Here is a 17,832-nt window from a genome sequence, read left to right on the forward strand (position 1 = left end):
ACGAAAAAATTAGAGTTTCAAAGCCTCTCTCCCTGTGGGGGAGAGGAATGGAAGTGGGGTTTTTAAAGCCGTCGAACTCACGTTAACTAAGTGGCTTCTAAACCAAGATGGCAGTTTGGAGGTCAAAAAATTTTTAGTGTTGTATTTGAGACTTGTAGATCCCCCTAAATCCCCCTTAAAAAGGGGGACTTTGAGATAAATTCCCCCCTTTTTAAGGGGGGCTAGGGGGGATCGGGCGTAATGTTTAATACTTTTCAGACATCCTCTTAGAAAGCAGAGCTATTTCATTCTATATCTTAGGGATTTTGTCAAGAGTATGAGTCAGAAATTTGCTTGAGTGGAAAAACAAAAACTATCACCTCAACCAGTAAATTTAAGTGCAATCGTCATTTTCCTACCCAATCAGATTTTTTAGTCGCCTGATTTTTTTACTTGAAACGCTTGTAAATCAGCGCCTTTTCGGGAACGAAACAGCCCTGCCTTGGAAAGGGGGGTATTAGATACTTTGGGTAACAAATATAGCTTTCCAAACATCCTCTTAGTAAAAATGGAAACAATTATTATTAGCACTAAATTATTTATTGGAAAAATAACAAAGCGGATTCAACAATAATAGTCAGAAATTAAGGTTGAGATGTAGGGTTTTCCGAGTGTAGTATCTGCTCTTTGCTAGTCAAAAATTAGTATAATCTTAGATAGCAGATTTGGTACTCGTATTTAGTTGAGGTTACAGAATTTTACCATCAAGGGTAAAAGTAATACTTAGCAAAAGTCCGTAAAATTATTGGTAAATAAATATCTCAGTGGATGCTTTGTAATTTGTAGATTCAATTTACTTTGAGATTTAGGTTGAATGCTATATGTGTCATTTAAAAACTGGCTCATCTGTAGCAACTATAGGATATAAATTGTCCAAAACCCAAAATAAATCTAACTTTATTACTTCAATTACATGAAAATTGCAATTTATAACCTGTTAAATTTATAACTCAATAAAGTTAAGGATACTGCAATTTTTTCAAGATTTATTTAGTAGTTTTTTTACTTAACTTCTGCAATCAAAGCCGGGAATTTAAGGTGAACATAGAAAAATTTGTCCAACGTACAGAAATATTGCACAAGCGTTTAGCAGATTTACACCAAACTGCTAGTTTATTACCTTGGATTTCCCCTGATTTGTTGCCGGAAGCTTTTAAGGAACTCCATAACACTTCAAAGGTAGTACAGGTAGCGGCAGAGGAACTTTATCAGCAAAACGAGGAACTAGTAAAAACACGGAATTGGTTAGAAGCAGAGCGCCATTACTACCAAGACTTATTCGAGTTAGCGCCAGACGGCTATTTAGTGACTAATACAGAAGGAATCATCCAAGAAGCTAACCTCACTGTAGCTAAGTTATTGAATGTTTCCAAGCATTTTTTACTGGGCAAACCAATAGTTAACTTTGTCCTTCTAGAAGAACGTCAGCAAGTTCGTAACGAACTAACACAACTATCGCAATCAGACAAAGTTAAAGAGTTATTGGTACGTTTGCAACAACGTTATGGCGAGTTATTTTATGCAGCTTTGACAGTAACAGTTGTCCGCAATCAGCAGGGTAAGGCAATTTCTCTGCGCTGGATGGTGCGTAATATAACCCAGCGTCTGCAATTAGAATCAGCAAAAGTTAAAGACAAGAATGACATTTTCAACAATCGCCCCATACATAAATATGATAAAGGCGAAACTATTCCCCTCAATCCATTAGTAATTTGGTATGTTTCTCAGGGATTGGTGAAACTCAGTACCTACTGTGAAACGGGTGAAGAAGTGCTAATCGGATTGGCAACAGCAGGAATGGTTTTTGGTTCTAGTTTGACATCTTTAAATATTTACCAAGCAACAGCGCTTGCTGATGTTAGCTTAGTGTCAATTTATGCAACAGAAGTATCAGCTTCCACAACACTGAGCCATACACTTCTACCAAAAATTAAGCAGCGGTTACAGCAAACAGAATCTTTTTTAGCAATTTCTGGTAGACGGCGAGTACAAGATCGCCTACAGCATCTATTACAATTTTTGAAACGAGAAATGGGTGAAACTGTACCAGAGGGAACTCGCCTAAATGTTCGCTTTACTCACGAAGATATTGCTAGCGCCTGCTGTACCACTAGAGTCACAATTACACGATTGATGGGGAAATTGCAAGAAGAAGGTATAATCAGTTTCGACTTAAAAAAACATATTATCTTGAGAGATGTTGATTGATTACATTAGACCTGCCTTATTTTCAAGGCAGGTCTATTTTTCTTAAGTAAAGATCAGTTGCCAGCCAATCAGGAAAATTGCTATATCTGCAAAAATATGGCTGATGTATCCAGGCCAAATCGAGCAATAATTTAAGTAGCACCATGACCAAACCGCCCCTGCTAGAAACACTCCCAATGAGCATAATGTTGTCGCACGCCAGTCAAAGTAAGCTGCTAAACCAACAACATGATGAATCGTAAAAAATAGTGCAGACAGTACTACAGCTAAAGGACTTGATACCAAAATTTCACATTCACGATAAACAAACCAACGCCAGACAAATTCCTCAAGTAAAGAGTTAACAAATATCCAATATACTGCACCTACTAAGTAAATTACAAAACTGTTCAATCTAACTTGTGTTGCTCGATCGCGAACATATTCAACATCTATCCATTTTGCGCCCAGCAGCCAATAAACAATCAAAATGATGCCTAACATTAATAGCCCTAATCCGACTCCAGCGAATAAATCGCGTTTTTTAGGATATTCAAATTTGAAATTGTCTTTATCAACAAATAACAACCAAATAATGGGTACTAGCAATAACCAGATTTTAGCTAATAAAGCTACTAAATGTCCTTGGAAGCCAGGGAGTATATATAGCTGAGTTGCAATACCAATGCTCGGAACTGGCACAAGTAACAACAGAGCTAGTAGTGCATTTTGATTTTGATTAGCTTTTAACATGGGATGGTTTTAACTTTTAGACCACATCTATTTTGAAATCCATAGTTTTTATATCAAGTTAGGATGATTACTTGTAATAAAATCTATATTAATCAGGTTGACTATTAATACTGTTGGTTAAGGCAAGAGACGCGATGAATCGCCGTCTCTACAATTGGATAAACGGCGATTTGTGTCTTGATGATGATTTTTCACATCTTTGTGAACCGGATTGAGTTACTATAATTAATTTTTATATGCAAACTATAAAACATGAGTATCATCATCAAATTTGAATAAAGTGACACTTTGTATATTGCCACATAAATTTAACCCTAAAACTTCTATAAATTTGTGTGTAATATTCCTTTGAACGCAGCATTTTGATAATTATTACTGTACCGATATACTTACTTACACATAATTCCAATGCACAGGGTCTTGCAATACTGTCAAGGTTTGGGATTTGAGGCGGACATCATTACCCATTGTACTAAATACAACTTTGCGTAAAATTGTAGCGTTTTTAAACTTACAGAGACGTAATATCAATTCAAAATTCAAAATTCAAAACTTGTATTGAGCGTAGTCGAAGTATTCAAAATTAAGAAAGCCAGACATAACAAAGGTATATCCGTATGTATCTGTCGCATTTTTTTCAAATTGGTGTAACGCTATTCAAACAGGAAATTCAAAATGTACCAAAAATAATGTATATGTGATTGAAGGCGTATTGCTAAAATCGCGATGTCTAGGTTGGGCTACGCCTACGCAACATTAAAAGCGGCTATGCACACACTTGGCAAAAAAACTCTATCATTGGGCTACATCTTAGCACTGGATTTAGGTACAACAGGCAACCGCGCCTTTGTATTTAACGCAGACGGCAAGCTTGTTGGACAGGCATATAAAGAATTAACTCAGTATTATCCTCAGCCAGGATGGTTAGAACATGACCCTCAACAAATCTGGCAGGATACCTGTTGGGTAATGCAAACCGCAATTGCAAATGCCCAGATTGTACCATCAGCGATCGCAGCTTTGGGACTAACTGTACAGCGCGAAACCTGTTTGATTTGGGACAAAACTACTGGTAAACCACTCCATAAAGCGATCGTCTGGCAAGATCGCCGCACTGCTCCCCTTTGCCACCAGTTACAAGAGCAAGGCTACGCTGATGAAATTTACGAGCGCACCGGATTAATCATTGATGCTTACTTTTCTGCTACCAAGCTCAGATGGCTATTAGATAATTGTACTGATATCGATATAAACAATGTCTTAGCAGGTACTATTGATAGCTGGGTGTTGTGGAATCTCACAGGTGGAAAAGTCCATGCTACTGACCACAGCAACGCCAGTCGTACAATGTTGATGAATCTCAAAACCTGTACGTGGGATGAGATTTTACTGGATCTGTTTCAGATTCCGGCTCATATTTTGCCCCAGATTCAGCCGAGTTTGGGAGTATTTGGAGTTACCGATGCGACTTTGTTGGGTGCGAAAATTCCGATCGCGGCCATTTTGGGAGATCAGCAAGCGGCTCTATTTGGTCATGGCTGCGATCGCCCCGGTTTGGTAAAATGCACTTATGGTACTGGTAGCTTTTTAGTAGCTCACACAGACGCTCAAATTGTGCGATCGCACCATCAACTCATTTCGACAGTGGCTTGGACACAAGCAAATACCAGCGATACTTTAAATGTTGGCTATGCCTTAGAAGGCAGTATGTTTACCAGTGGTGCTTGTATTCAATGGTTGCGCGATCGCCTGAAGCTGATTAAAACTGCTGCTGAAACTGAAGCAATGGCCAATCAGGTAAAAGATAATGGCGGAGTCTATTTTGTGCCAGCATTTAGTGGACTGGGCGCACCTTATTGGGATATGAGCGCCAGGGGAGCTTTTTTCGGCATTACCGCCAGTGTACAACCAGAGCATCTAGTTCGCGCCGTGTTGGAAGCGATCGCTTATCAAGTTCTGGAGGTGGTGCAAGCAATTAACGCATCTAGCAGTACTCCAGTTGGGCGATTAACTGTAGATGGTGGTGCTTGCGAGAACAATTTTCTGATGCAGTTCCAGGCTGATGTGCTAGGTATTCCAGTTGAACGTCCAATAATGCGCGATACCACTGTTCAGGGTGCAGCATTTGCGGCAGGTTTAGCTGTAGGATTTTGGGAGAGCTATGAAGCACTGGTGGAACAACGGCAAATTGAGCGGGTGTTTGAGCCGAAGAACAATTTTCCCTTATCCAACTTTGGTACTTGGCAAAAAGCAGTGAAACGTACTCTAGCTTGGGAGGAGTAGCCGAGCCAAAAACGAGTTAAAGCGAAAATTAAGATCGTAAAAGGGAGAAGGCGAAGCAACAAATACTATTACAATCAAGCAAATTGATGGAGTATTGATTTATCATGCCCTACAGTCAATTCACCATTGACCGAGTAAAACAAGATTTTCATCTAAACACAGTGGAAGGAGTTCGCTTTTTCCCAGACTCGATTGAACCCATTACTCCAAGCTTTAGACTGCAAGGTATTTTAGAGGATCTACCGTGGGCGATCGCAGTAGATACAGAAAAAGCTCGTTCAGAGGCGATAATTAATCCTATCTTACTGGAAGTGCGACGCATCTTCAATTCCACAATTAGCGTATTTTCAGGGGAAGAGTTTAACGTCGATCCGAGTATTGGACTCAACGGTGTATGTGACTTCTTACTTTGCCGTTCGCCCGAACAATTAACGGTAGAAGCACCTGCAATTGTCATTGTTGAAGCAAAAAAATCAGATTTAAAATCTGGGTTGGGACAATGCATTGCAGAAATGGTAGCTGCACAGCGATTCAATCAAGCCAGAGAACAAGCCTTAACAGCAGTTTACGGTACTGTAAGCAGTGGAACCCAATGGCGATTTCTGAAACTAGAGGGACAAACAGTCACAATTGATTTAATGGATTATTCTCTTCCTCCTATCGAACCAATTCTGAGCTTTTTGGTGTGGATGGTGAAAGCAGGCTAATTTTATTCAAAAATTGATTGTTAAAATAACTCTTACTTTTATAATTCATTAGACATCTACTGAAAAAATTGAAACCTAGCAGTGCTAAATCTCTACAAAGATTCTGGATAACAGATATTTAATTTCTGGAAATATCTATTTAACAGAAGTCAAGTAAGTATTAATCAGTCAAAATATCACTCACAGATAAAAAACGCATGACTACTAAACCGAAGATTTTCATTGATGGAGAATCGGGAACCACAGGCTTACAAATTTACTCACGCCTCAACCAACGCGATGACATCGAGTTAGTTAGCATTGAAGTATCTAAACGTAAGGATGCAACTGAGCGAACCAAACTAATCAATGCCGTTGATGTTGTCATTCTCTGCTTACCTGATGATGCAGCCCGTGAAGCTGTTAGCTTAGTCAGTAGTAATACAGTTAAGATCCTTGATGCTAGTACTGCCCATCGCACAGCTAAAGACTGGGTATATGGCTTTCCTGAACTAAATCCCGGACAACGAGAGAAAATTGCCAGCGCCCAGTTTGTCAGTAATCCGGGCTGTTATCCCACAGGATTTTTAGCTTGTATCCGTCCGTTGATTGCCAAAGGACTCCTGAACAGTAACTTTCCCATCACCGTTAATGCAGTGTCAGGTTACTCTGGTGGCGGAAAGAATCTGATTAAACAGTATCATAGCTTCCACGAGCAGCAAGCCGGAGCAGAATCACTCTACCCTTATGGCATCTATGGTTTGCAGTTTGGGCATAAGCACGTCAAAGAAATGCATCAGTATTCAGGATTAGCATCACCGCCACTGTTTGTACCCGCAGTGGGAGATTTTGAGCAGGGGATGTTAGTACAAGTACCTTTACCAATGGGAACTTTGGATAATCCACCATCAGGTAAAGTTATCTATGAAGCGATCGCTGACTACTACCAAAGTGAAAAGTTCGTGCAAGTTGCTGCATTCCAAGATTCTACACTGCTCAGAGACGGAACATTTCTGGATGCGATTGCACTGAATAATACCAATATTGTTCAGGTTTTTGTATTCGCCAATGACATCACTAAAGAAGTCTTGCTAGTTGCTCGTCTTGACAATCTGGGTAAAGGCGCATCAGGAGCCGCAGTTCAAAACCTAAACATCATGCTCGGTTTTCCAGAAGAGTTGGGATTGTCATGAAAAAGGGTTAAGGGTGGGGAGCAGGGGAGAAATCAATTCAAAATTCAAAATTCAAAATTCAAACATTGTAGAACTTCTGCCTCCTGCCTCGTCTTTCCCAATGCCCAATGCCCAATGCCCAATGCCCCATGCCCCATGCCCAATCCCCATTATCTTGATTTTTCTTTCAGTTCTTCAAGCAATTGAATTACATTATGCTCAAATGCTTTGTTTCGCTCTTGAACTGATTCAATTGACGGTTTATCAAAAAGATTAACGACATACTTAGCTAGCTGAATACCTAAAGGTCTTAAATGTCCACCTGCTAAAGTTTTCCGAAAATCTTGCGGTGGCTTTTGCAGAATATTAGTAAACCATTCACAGGTTGATTTAGCAATATTGTCTGATTTAAAACAGACTAAACCCATAATATTAAATAGCCCACTATCCTTGATTAAATAATGAGTTTCTTCAACAGTTGGTTTCACACCCCAACCAAGATTATCGATGATATCCGCTAAAAATTGAGGACGAATTGCGCTTCCTGTGTCAGCAATGGCAGGTGCTAAGAGGATAGAAACCTGTCCTTTAATGAAAACACTATTAATTTTGATTTTCCGACCTACATAAGTACAAATTAATTTTTCAACTTCATCCCTTTTTCGCGTTAGTTCATCAAAGAGAATGTTAATGTCTGCAATCACACTTTCTATCTCTGACTCATCGGAAGTATTAGATAACAGGTTCCGAATAAACTGTTCTCTATTTTGAGGTTCTGGAGGTAGAGCAGTAAATCCTTCTAACAGCGAGATATATTTACAGCCAAGGCTATGTCCAATCCAAGAAAAGTTTTTATCATCTAGATAGGCTTCATAATCATATCCTGCAACACTTGCCATTTTCACAAGCTCTGGCAAAATTTCATACTGTTCTCTCATGAGAAAACCAGCTTCTAGATAATGATTAAAAGTAAAATTAAATGGCAAAAGAATAATTGTATATCCCTGCTCAAATAGAGATTGAAGCAGATAACGATAAAAAAGCATAGGGCCAAATGTACCAAAGAAAGCCCCAGCAATAAATTGAATTACCCCTTTAGGCTTTGGATGTAGAGCAACCCAACTGTGAGAAACTGGTTTAAATCTCAGTTTTAGATTCATATTTCCTATGACTTATTTGTAGGTATATGCTGAATCTCCAAACTGAAGTTACTGCTTTTCGGATTATTCAAAAGATATTTTTACAAAACTGCGATCGCCTCTTACCGTACAGCCGGAACTCTCCTAATGTCCTTAATTACACTAGTTATCGATGGTTAAAACTATTTCACCTTGGCACGGAAGCGAACAAAACCATAAGAATTAGCTGGTGTACCAGATCCAGTGGCTGCGGGTAGATTGGGTAAACTTGGGACTGTAGTAATATTGACCACTACTGCTCCATTAGTGTTAGTACCGCAGTATGATGGTGTGGCTGATTCGTTAGCTGTATAAAAACGTCCGCGATCGCTATCTGCTACATTACTCAAATAAACCGTTGGTGTAGTAGAACCAACAGCTAAGGCAATACCTCGATCTGCTGTTGACAAGCCACCATCATTAGGAGTCATGCCATTAAAAGCAGTAGGAATCAAACTAACATTAGTCGGAACTAAGTCACAGAATTTTACATTAGTTGCATTACCAATACCATTGGAAAGAAAATAGATAGTGTATTCCAATTCATCTCCCGGTTTGACAGTGCCAGCATTAATCAATCCTCGCAAGTAACCAACGGGCCATTTAGGATCGCTATCATCAGTCGCATAAGGTTCTGGTACATAGTTACTGGCATTAGTAGCAACGTCACTGCGACCATCAACAATATCAGTTAAATCTTGGTTGTTGAGACGAGTAATGCGTTTAATTAACAGCAATTTAGGATTAGAACTAACAGTATTTACTACTGTAAATAAAGTGGGGTCATCATCTGCCGTACTAGCAGGGTTATTACCGATATTTACACCATTATCAGTAATTTGTAAGAACGAATTACCAAGAGTCGGTGGATTATTAGTAGCGCCAGCAGAGTCTGCATCTGTGAACACTGTACCAACAGTTCCTGTAGGATTATCAGGTGTGTTAAAAGTAGCATTTGCTTGGTTACTAATTGGATTACCGCCATTGGCATTGTTAATTGTGGCAGTGATTTTAATGGTAATCGTATCACCTATACGGAGAATCCCAGAATTTGTCACAGCAACAACACTAGTACCGTTGTAACTGGGATTGAGTGCAATATTATTCCCTGAAGTTGCAGCAGTAATTGCTGCACTCACAAAGGTTAATTGTGAGGGTAATAAGTCGTTAATGACAAAGTTAATTGCATTGCTATTACCTGGATTTAGGTTGGAATAAGTAATGGTATATTCGATGCGATCGCCTACAGTCACAGTTCCACTACTATCATTGTCTGCCAGGAAGCGAACAGATTTAGTTCCGATGATATTTGCTTGAGTGCTAGTAGTAATTACTAAGGGAGTAAGGATTGCTTGACTGGGGAAATATGTCCAAGTATCGATTCCCTTAAAGTCACCATAATTACTACTAAATTCATGCTCTCCCGTCGCACTATTGATCCCTCTAGCAGCATTACGCGGGCTAGTAGCTCCCGTACCATTTAAGTTAATCGCCGTGCCGTTAGCGGTAGTATAATTGTTATCATTGTAATAAATGGTAGTCGCTCCAATCTGCTGGCCATTTTGATCTACAAGGTTAGGAAAAGCAGCGGGAGGGTTTTCCATCGTGATTTTAAACCCCAGCGGATTATTTTCAGCATCCAACATGGGAAAGTGATATTCACCCGATCGTGTTGTGATTATGGCATTGTATGCTGCATTTCCTGGTAGAGGTTGGAGATTTACCCCACTTGCATTCTTCCCATCCCAAAATACCACATTTGATCCGACAGACAGCACATTTTGTATTACTCTATCGCTACTAGGATCAAAAATGCCATCATTGTTGGTATCAATAATTATTTGATAGCTACCAGTTGAGGCAGCATTGAAACTAAAATTGCCTCCCACACCCACAGAAGTTTGGTTCCCACTACCTCCATTACCCCCAGTGAATTTGAATGAAGTCGGTACTGTCGGGATCGTTGCTGCAATAGGAATACTCAAAGAATTGAGAGTTGCCGTGTCGGGTCGATTGAAGAAAACTAGGTGGGTAATGTCTGTTGTAGTATCAGAAACATTTGGATTTTGAACTTGCACATTGCCGGGAAAGATCAAACTATTATTACTAGCACCGCCAGCAGAATGGTAAAGAGTGCTGCTATTTGTTGTGTCAATATATCCCCGGTTATTAGCAAAAAAGATGAAGCCAAAAGGATCGACTCCATTCATGTCAGTTTCGTAACGATACCCATCTTTGGTTTGAATATAAAGCTTGGAGCTGAGTGCTACGGGAGTACCACTACTGGCATTTGCCCCCATATTCATAGCAATATAGTTAGTAAATACTCGCCCTTTTTTGGCAACGCCGTTACTATCTCGAATTGTGATATCCCAAGCAGCTACCCCTGAAAGTTGAGTGTTACCTGTAGGAAATGCCGCCGTTGCAGCTGTTGGCGGCGGATTGCCTGCACCAGCCGTATTCGGAGAATGAAACTCAACTTCGTAAATACCTGTTTCTGTCGCGACGAAAGTACAAGGGGTATAGCCACCAGCATTAGGTAAAGGGCCGGCTGTTTCTTTGGCAACGGTGTCAATAAAACCAAAACCACTCGCTAGAACATCACAAGAGCCATTTTGAGTACCAAAGGGACTGCGGTAAACAATATCTTGTGGATTCGAGAAACTAGCAGTCACACTAGAGCCAAGATTAACTGTTTCTCCTTGCTGAACATAAACTTTGAGTATGGTTTTCCGAACAATACCTGCCAGTAGTAAATCTGACCATTCCAGGTAAGGTCTGTATCCGCCATCAGAAACTAACTCTTTGCTGCCTTCAGCCCAGCTAGGTTGAATACTATTCCCTAAAATATATAAAAAAAAGCCCAGGCTACTGAGCCATAGTTTTTGACGGTTAATTGTTAATCGCTTTTCCATATTTTTTTTTACTGGATTGTCCACAATCAGAGAAAATTTATCATTTTCATCAATATTTATTGTGGCGATCGCTCTTAATTTCTTAAATAAAGATTTCATTATTTAGTTCCAAGAAAAATACATAATATGTAAATAATGATATTGAGTTTATAAATATACAAATACCAGCATGAAAATCGAAACGTTTTTGCACTAAATTCAAAACGGATAAAAATCGTTACGACAATAGTATTCCCACAAGAAAGGGTTAAATTCGTAACAGAGGTTCATTCAACGTCTTTACATCAAATAACCCTTTTATATTTCACGCCTTTGCATCCCCCTGATTGCAGCCTTGAGTTTACCGACCAAAGTTTTCATCGCCGATTCCTGTGGCTGGCGCGCTACAGGTTTTTGTTGTCCAAAGCCGTCAAACAATTCGTTGAGCTTAACCGTAAAGCCTAAATACGCGCCTCCCGCAGAACGTGTGCCAGAAAAATCTCGGTCATCAACTTTCCCAAAGACGTAACCAGCCGAAACGCGCAGGTTAGGCGTGAGGTAGTAGCCTGTTTCCAGAACAAAGCCTGTCTCACTGTAGCTAGACTGACTAATTACACGAGCCTCACCCACCAAATCCCAGCTATATCCCAAACGATAGGTAGCACGTACTTGAGCCAGATTTACTGTGCTAGTACCGGCTAAATCGTTAGCTATGTAAGAGGTACTGTTACGTAACGCATACTTCCCGTAGAATTCCCATTGCCAGTTAGGAGCATAAATCGCCTCTAAAGCAAAAGTATGGTCTTGAGAACCCGTACCACTTCCTAAGAGGATGGTATCAGGGATGGTTGATGGATTTTGGCGATATTCATAACGCAATAAAGCATTAAATTTATCGCTATTGGGGTCGCGGTAGGCTAAACCCAACTTGAGGTTAGCAGTATCTCCCAATCCTGAAAGCTTTTGATTGGAAGAACCGGCTTGTTGATAACGTACCAAAGCTGTGAGAGCCGGAGAAATTTTACCCGCAGCACCTGCGGTAATTACTGTATTACTACCACCAGAAGAGGAACGATGTTCGTAACGGACGCTAGCTTGAAATTGCGGATTATCACTGTATTCCAGCCCTACACTGTAGCTATCGCCACCATCAAATCTGATCGCAGATGCAGCTTGACCAAAGGCGTAGGGTTGGGCATATTGTTGACCTGCCAAAGTGCGTCCGAAGAAGTTGCCAAATACGTGTTCGTAAGCGACGTTCAGCCGCAATCCCGAAGCAATAGTCCAACGGTTATTTATCCCAATTGCGCCTTGGGTAGTCATTTCGTTAGCACCACCCAAAATTGAGTAACGACCAGTCAAGGTAGTATCCGATCCGAGTTTGTGTTCGCCGTTGACACTCAAGCTCGTGATGGAATTACCCGAATATTGACCGCTACTGTAATACTGTTGGGCCAAACTGACGTTGACACCAGGAATTACTGCCCAATTCAACCCCAAAATGGTACGGTCTGGGTAAACAGCATTTTTTTGGGAAGATAAGCTGAGTTCATTTTGGGCTTGGAATGTCAGGTTTTTAGCTAGAGGAACTGAAAAACGCGATCGCAGTTGATCGGAATTACTACTTAGGGTACTGTCGGGGATACGGTCTTCCAGACGACGGTGAATCCAATCGAGATCGATAGTGGCACTACCCAAGCGTTGTTGAATCCCAGCAGAAATCGTCGTCAGTGAATTATCAACCTTACTACCAGGTATCGCCTCAGAACGCGGTGCAAACAGTTCTTCAAAGGTGTCTAGGGGTTGGGGAGCAATCCCAAAATTGTCTTCGTGGTCGTATTGCGCTCTGACGTTGGTAGTTGAGGTGAGTTTAGCTGTAACCTGCGCTCCATAACGGGTTTGTCCTGGGACAAAGCTGATAGTGGCATTATTGGCAAAACCCGTATCAGCAAAGCGATAATAGGCTCGACCTTGAATTCCATTAGCAATCTTTCCTTCAGCTTCTAAACGGTAAGCATCACCTCTGACTTTTCCCACAACATCAGAATCATTCGTGGAATGAGCATATTCTGCAATTAACTTACCGTTGTCACCCAAAGCAATCAGTGCATCTGCGCCGTAGAGTTGAAAGTCGCGCACCCCGTGATTTTCTTGAATGTAAGTTGCTCCTATCCAACTTTCGGAGTTAAGTTTGCGGGAAAGATTATATTGCAAACGACCAGCATAGATGTTCCCATCAGAGTCTTCGCTGTCATATTGATAGCTAACAACAATCCGACGCACCAACACTTGTCCGGTTCGATCGATATCGGTGCGAAGAATCGGTTCGCGGAATAATAAAGTACCGCGATCGTAGTCGATTTCGTAGTCTGGGCCTCGGTTAAGCTGTTTGCGTTCTAATACAGTCCCAGGACGATTGAGTTCTTCTAACTCGATAAAGACATTTTCACTACCTGCTTGTAATAGTCTGCGAGAGAGGAAGTAATAGCCACTAGTACCATCAGGAGCAATAGTATCCCGTTGAAATCCTTCTAAGTGGTCGCCATAGAAACCTGTAATTTGGAGGTTTCCTAAATTGTAATTAGCTTTAAAACCGTGGAGTTGACGAGTGATAGAAGTAAATTGCTGCGATCGCCGCGCAAATTCTTCTGTGTTATAGTCACCCCACATCGCATAATCAGGATCGGAGCCAGGGGTACGGGCTGAACGCTCAAAACGCAAAAATACACTGTCAATGGAAGGAGCGACCACATCAACTTTCGAGCTATCGCCGTAGACAGGATAGTTTTGCTCGCTAAATTGATAAGTTCTAAACAGACGATTATCGCAATTGCAATCTTCATTGAGGTTACGAGAACTGTTGTATGCGCCTGTAAATAACCATTCTCCGATCGCACCAGTGGCAAATATCGCTGAATGAAAATCTAATTGGGTTCCGTTGTTTTTGTCAGGAGGGAGGAAATCACGGAAACTGCCGTAATAATTTGTACCTCTAGCACCCAAACGTAAATCTATGACTCCAGTAACTAAACTCGGACGCAGTGACGTTTCAAATTGTAGTTGGGTGAAGGCTTCTAAATCATTAGCGATCGCGCGAATTGTGACAGTTTCCGCCTTCAGTTGCGATCGCAAAGTCGCTGTAAATTGCCCCGCTTTCGCCTCCACTTGAAATCCCGGTTCATTAGGCTTGAAGTCTTTCCCGACCAACTCCCCAGCAGAGGGTATGAGGGTGACAACAGCATCACGATTCGAGCGATTGCCACTTGCATCGATGAGTTGACCCCGAATTGTCGCCGTAGAACGCCCATCCGCCGGGATACGAGACTCAACTGTTTCTAAAGTTAATTGCTTCGGCGTTCCTCGTACTGCAACTTGCACTGTTACAGGGGGTTCTATTCCTCCAACAACCTGTGCAGAAATGGTGTTTGCACCTTCTTTTAACGATACACCATACCATGTCTGCGTTACCAACTTGGTGGTAGCATCGGTTTCCGTCCGTCCTACTAAAGAAGGGTCTACCAACGCGCCATTGACCCGCAATTCTACTTGACTACCAGCAGGAAACTGCACAATCACCGTGCTAGCTTGGACATCTACAACACTGTCAGCCGTCGGAGTCAGGATTTTGATTGCTGTAGAGATAGGGACAGTGGGGGACACAGGAAGATTTTCATTTACTTCTTGTCCCTTTGTCCCCGCGTTCTCTACTCCAGCAATTTTGCGTAAGCCTCTAGGCAAATCTACAGAAGTTGCTGGTTGAAATGGTTGTATTTCCGTTGGAGAAGCATAAAATAGTGTCTCAGTATCTTTACTTCCGTCGTTCTTGATTCCTACTATTTTGCGTGAGTCACTGGACAAATCAATAGAAGTTTCTGGTTGAAATGGGTATATTTCTGTTTCACTTGGCTGGATATCTGGAATTTCAGGAGCCGATGCTTTATAAGTTGAGGCCAATTCAAGAGGTGGAGAATCTTGCTCGGAACTTCTTAAGAGAGCGGGAGAATTTGAATCTATACTTTTTTCAGCAACTTTATTCCCATCCGTTCGATCTTCAACACCTTTATCGGCTTGCAAATGGGAATCAGGGAAAAGGGGTTTTTCACTAGTAGTCTGCCAAGCCAACAATGATTGGTGAGGACTGGGGAAAGGGGAAGGGGTAAAGGGTAAGGGATTTAAAACCTTTCCCCATTCCCCTTTCCCCTTTACCCCACCAAGTTCACTTGGCGAACTACTAGCGATTTCTGCTTTGACTATTGCAGGGTATAAAACAAGGCAGAGAGCTACTGGCATCGCCCCCATCAATCTCAGGTTAAATGTAGTTAAACAGTGCAGTCTGGGTTTCATTTCTTGACTGACTCCTGAAATGTTGGGGTTACAGCGAAGTTCATGCGTACTAAGCCACCAGGCTCTAAATGCACCAAGCGAGATTGGCTATTTCGTTCGCGGAATTTTTCGTTATGAGCTAGGGTATAACCCGCTACACTGCTAAGGTCTAGTACACCTGTGTGATATCCAGGTAAGACATTAGCTAAAGAGAACAAACCATTAGGATCTGTAGTGATGCGGTTTCCGTCCTCCAGAAAAATCACCGCATTGGCTACTCCAGGTTCACCACGCTGTTGTTCCCCGTCAAAGTTTTTATCAACAAACACGCGACCAATAATCGTGCCACAGTCAGAAACGATTCCTGGACGAATTTTCAATTGGTGGGTTGCTGGACCATCCTTAGTACTAAAACGGTTATCAGCTCGTTGACCATTAACGATCGCAGTGTTACGACCAGTACCACGCAGCGCATCAGCTGTTAGTTGAGCAGCGTAGGCAATATTCAAGACTTTCTCTGGGGGAATTGTTACATCTGTGCGGAATGTCACTGTGTTACCATTGCGTTCTGAAGCGATCGCGACTGGTTGACCATCTAGCTCTCCTTGTACAGATTTCGGTAAAAACTGGAATCCTAAAGGTAGGTTGTCGGTGACAAATATATTATTCAAACCAGCATCAGCAAGATTTTTTACTGACAGGCGATAGATTACCGTATCTCCAGGTTCAGCAGTAGCGCGATCGCCTGTTTTGATAATCTGTAACTGATTGGCTTGACACAAATTTGTAGTGAATTCAAAGGCTAATAAATCCAGTCCTACCGTTTCTGCATTGGGAACTAAAACAACTGTTTGTTCTACTCTGGTTTCACCCGTAATACTGATTGGTTGACCATCTAGAGAACTGGCCACATATCGCACGACATTATTACCTTGTGTACCAGTACTCTCAAGGATTTCAATCTTGACCCGTCGCTGTTTATAGATAGAATTTGGTGGTGGATTAACTACAAAAATGTAGGTTCTACCTGGAGCGGTTTGACCTTTATTCGGATCGAGTAGGAAATTGTAGACACCCGCAGGGTTATTCGTAACGAAGTAGGGATTACTATTTTCAGTATTCGGCGATTTTCCACCAGGAACATTGTTATTAGGAATATCTGGCAACTCTGTTCGAGTCAAAGCAACCAAACTGCCCAATTCTGTCCCCGTTGGATCGCTAGAGTTAGGTTCGTATACCCCAACTGAAAAACCTGTATAGTCAGGTAAAATTGTCCCAGCGCAACCTAAAATCCGTCCTAATGGATCGAGTAAGGGGATAGGACTAAAATTGATTTGCTCAGAAGTTCCTTGATATTGAGAATTGCTAGCAGAATCTGTATAAGTATAAGTAGCTTGATTTATTAATGGCAAAGACGCAACCAGATTGTTAGTCTGTTGCGCGATCGCTGGCATAGATATAGTAGTATGCAAAAAACTTCCCAGAAGAACAGTAGCTGTTAACCGTCGCCACCAGCTACCGCTAGAACTAATTTGCTTTTGGTTTTGAGGATGGCTCACTTAACACATCTCCTATTAAATGTCAAGGTTGTTGTTAATAAAAGCACTTATTTATTTGGGGAAATCCAGTTAAGCTCAAACTCTTTTAAAATTTTGTTTCCAGATGGAATCTAAAAATATTCTTGATTGCGGCTCTTTTCCGAGTTAGCAAGGCGGCGTGTCTTTGCGTCTTAAATCAGCGGACTTGGGTTTGATAAGTTGCCTTGACTGTTGTCTTCGCAGCAAGTGACGGAATCTGCAAACGGATATGAGTGTAAGCAATGGCTGGGGCTGGTTTGGTTTCCACTTTGCCGCCAGGAAGAGTAACTTTAACAGTGGGATTTTCAACAAAGCTACGCCCACCATCAATACTGCAAGTAATTTTAGTATTTTTAGCGACATTAATAGAATTCAGCACGTAGGCCATTCCTTTAGGAATAGGTTGATTAAAAATCAAATTTTTCACTGGGCGTTCGCTCTGATTTTCGCCAATCAAGGTATATCGCAATACATCTCCTGGTCGCACCACAACTTGACCTTTTAAAGGTTCCCATTTCTGGCTTTGCTTACCTTGTCGATCCTGTGCCACTACTTGCTTTTCTGCTTCTAAACGCAATTGAATTTGCCCTTGAGTTCTGATATTCTGAGCAACAGCACTTTCTGAATGCCATACATTTGCGATTCCCGGAATTTGACCGACAAATGGAACTGTGGCAATGAGAGCGAATGCTCCTAAACCTGCAAAAGAAACACGCTTCATATAAATAACCTCAAAAAAC

Annotated in this window: 10 protein-coding genes; 4 read left to right on the forward strand and 6 right to left on the reverse strand. The window is 41.3% G+C overall.

Translation table 11 applies throughout. The annotated features are described in order from the left end of the window. The first annotated feature begins 1,077 nt into the window (after positions 1 to 1,077). The gene (locus RMY32_RS26350) at positions 1,078 to 2,247 is read left to right on the forward strand and encodes a PAS domain S-box protein (protein WP_322709406.1); all 1,170 of its coding nucleotides are present in this window, start codon (positions 1,078 to 1,080) and stop codon (positions 2,245 to 2,247) included. A 42-nt stretch (positions 2,248 to 2,289) separates the two neighbouring features. On the opposite strand, the gene RMY32_RS26355 is transcribed toward RMY32_RS26350, so the two are convergent. Next, entirely contained in the window at positions 2,290 to 2,979 is a 690-nt protein-coding gene (locus tag RMY32_RS26355) for a type II CAAX endopeptidase family protein (protein WP_322709407.1), read from the reverse strand. A gap of 768 nt (positions 2,980 to 3,747) precedes the next feature. Here RMY32_RS26355 and glpK point away from each other — a divergent pair. The 3 genes from glpK (at position 3,748) to argC (ending at position 7,141) form a co-directional block, all read left to right on the forward strand. After that, complete coding sequence (gene glpK, locus RMY32_RS26360) at positions 3,748 to 5,262, forward strand: glycerol kinase GlpK (RefSeq protein ID WP_322709476.1); 1,515 nt, start codon at positions 3,748 to 3,750, stop codon at positions 5,260 to 5,262. Positions 5,263 to 5,366: 104 nt separating this feature from the next. After that, the gene (locus RMY32_RS26365) at positions 5,367 to 5,969 is read left to right on the forward strand and encodes a hypothetical protein (RefSeq protein WP_322709408.1); all 603 of its coding nucleotides are present in this window, start codon (positions 5,367 to 5,369) and stop codon (positions 5,967 to 5,969) included. A gap of 197 nt (positions 5,970 to 6,166) precedes the next feature. Further along, on the forward strand, positions 6,167 to 7,141 hold the full coding sequence (gene argC / locus RMY32_RS26370; RefSeq protein ID WP_322709409.1) for an N-acetyl-gamma-glutamyl-phosphate reductase: 975 nt from the start codon (positions 6,167 to 6,169) through the stop codon (positions 7,139 to 7,141). 149 nt (positions 7,142 to 7,290) lie between these two features. Here argC and RMY32_RS26375 read toward each other — a convergent pair whose 3' ends face one another. The 5 genes from RMY32_RS26375 to RMY32_RS26395 all read right to left on the reverse strand — a co-directional run bounded on the left by RMY32_RS26375 (position 7,291) and on the right by RMY32_RS26395 (position 17,813). Beyond that, positions 7,291 to 8,280, reverse strand: a complete 990-nt coding sequence (locus tag RMY32_RS26375; protein WP_322709410.1) for a DUF1350 family protein — start codon at positions 8,278 to 8,280, stop codon at positions 7,291 to 7,293. 161 nt (positions 8,281 to 8,441) lie between these two features. Beyond that, positions 8,442 to 11,312, reverse strand: a complete 2,871-nt coding sequence (locus RMY32_RS26380; RefSeq protein WP_322709411.1) for an isopeptide-forming domain-containing fimbrial protein — start codon at positions 11,310 to 11,312, stop codon at positions 8,442 to 8,444. Positions 11,313 to 11,510: 198 nt separating this feature from the next. Next, the gene (locus tag RMY32_RS26385) at positions 11,511 to 15,536 is read right to left on the reverse strand and encodes a TonB-dependent receptor (protein ID WP_322709412.1); all 4,026 of its coding nucleotides are present in this window, start codon (positions 15,534 to 15,536) and stop codon (positions 11,511 to 11,513) included. Next, entirely contained in the window at positions 15,533 to 16,969 is a 1,437-nt protein-coding gene (locus tag RMY32_RS26390) for a hypothetical protein (protein ID WP_322709477.1), read from the reverse strand. Before RMY32_RS26390 ends, RMY32_RS26385 begins: the two co-directional genes overlap by 4 nt. Before the next feature lie 280 nt (positions 16,970 to 17,249). Beyond that, positions 17,250 to 17,813, reverse strand: coding sequence for a hypothetical protein (locus RMY32_RS26395; RefSeq protein ID WP_322709413.1), 564 nt, complete (start codon positions 17,811 to 17,813; stop codon positions 17,250 to 17,252). Between the last annotated feature and the right edge of the window lie 19 nt (positions 17,814 to 17,832).

It is taken from the genome of Nostoc sp. ChiSLP03a (genome assembly GCF_034531215.2).
GTDB lineage: Bacteria > Cyanobacteriota > Cyanobacteriia > Cyanobacteriales > Nostocaceae > Nostoc.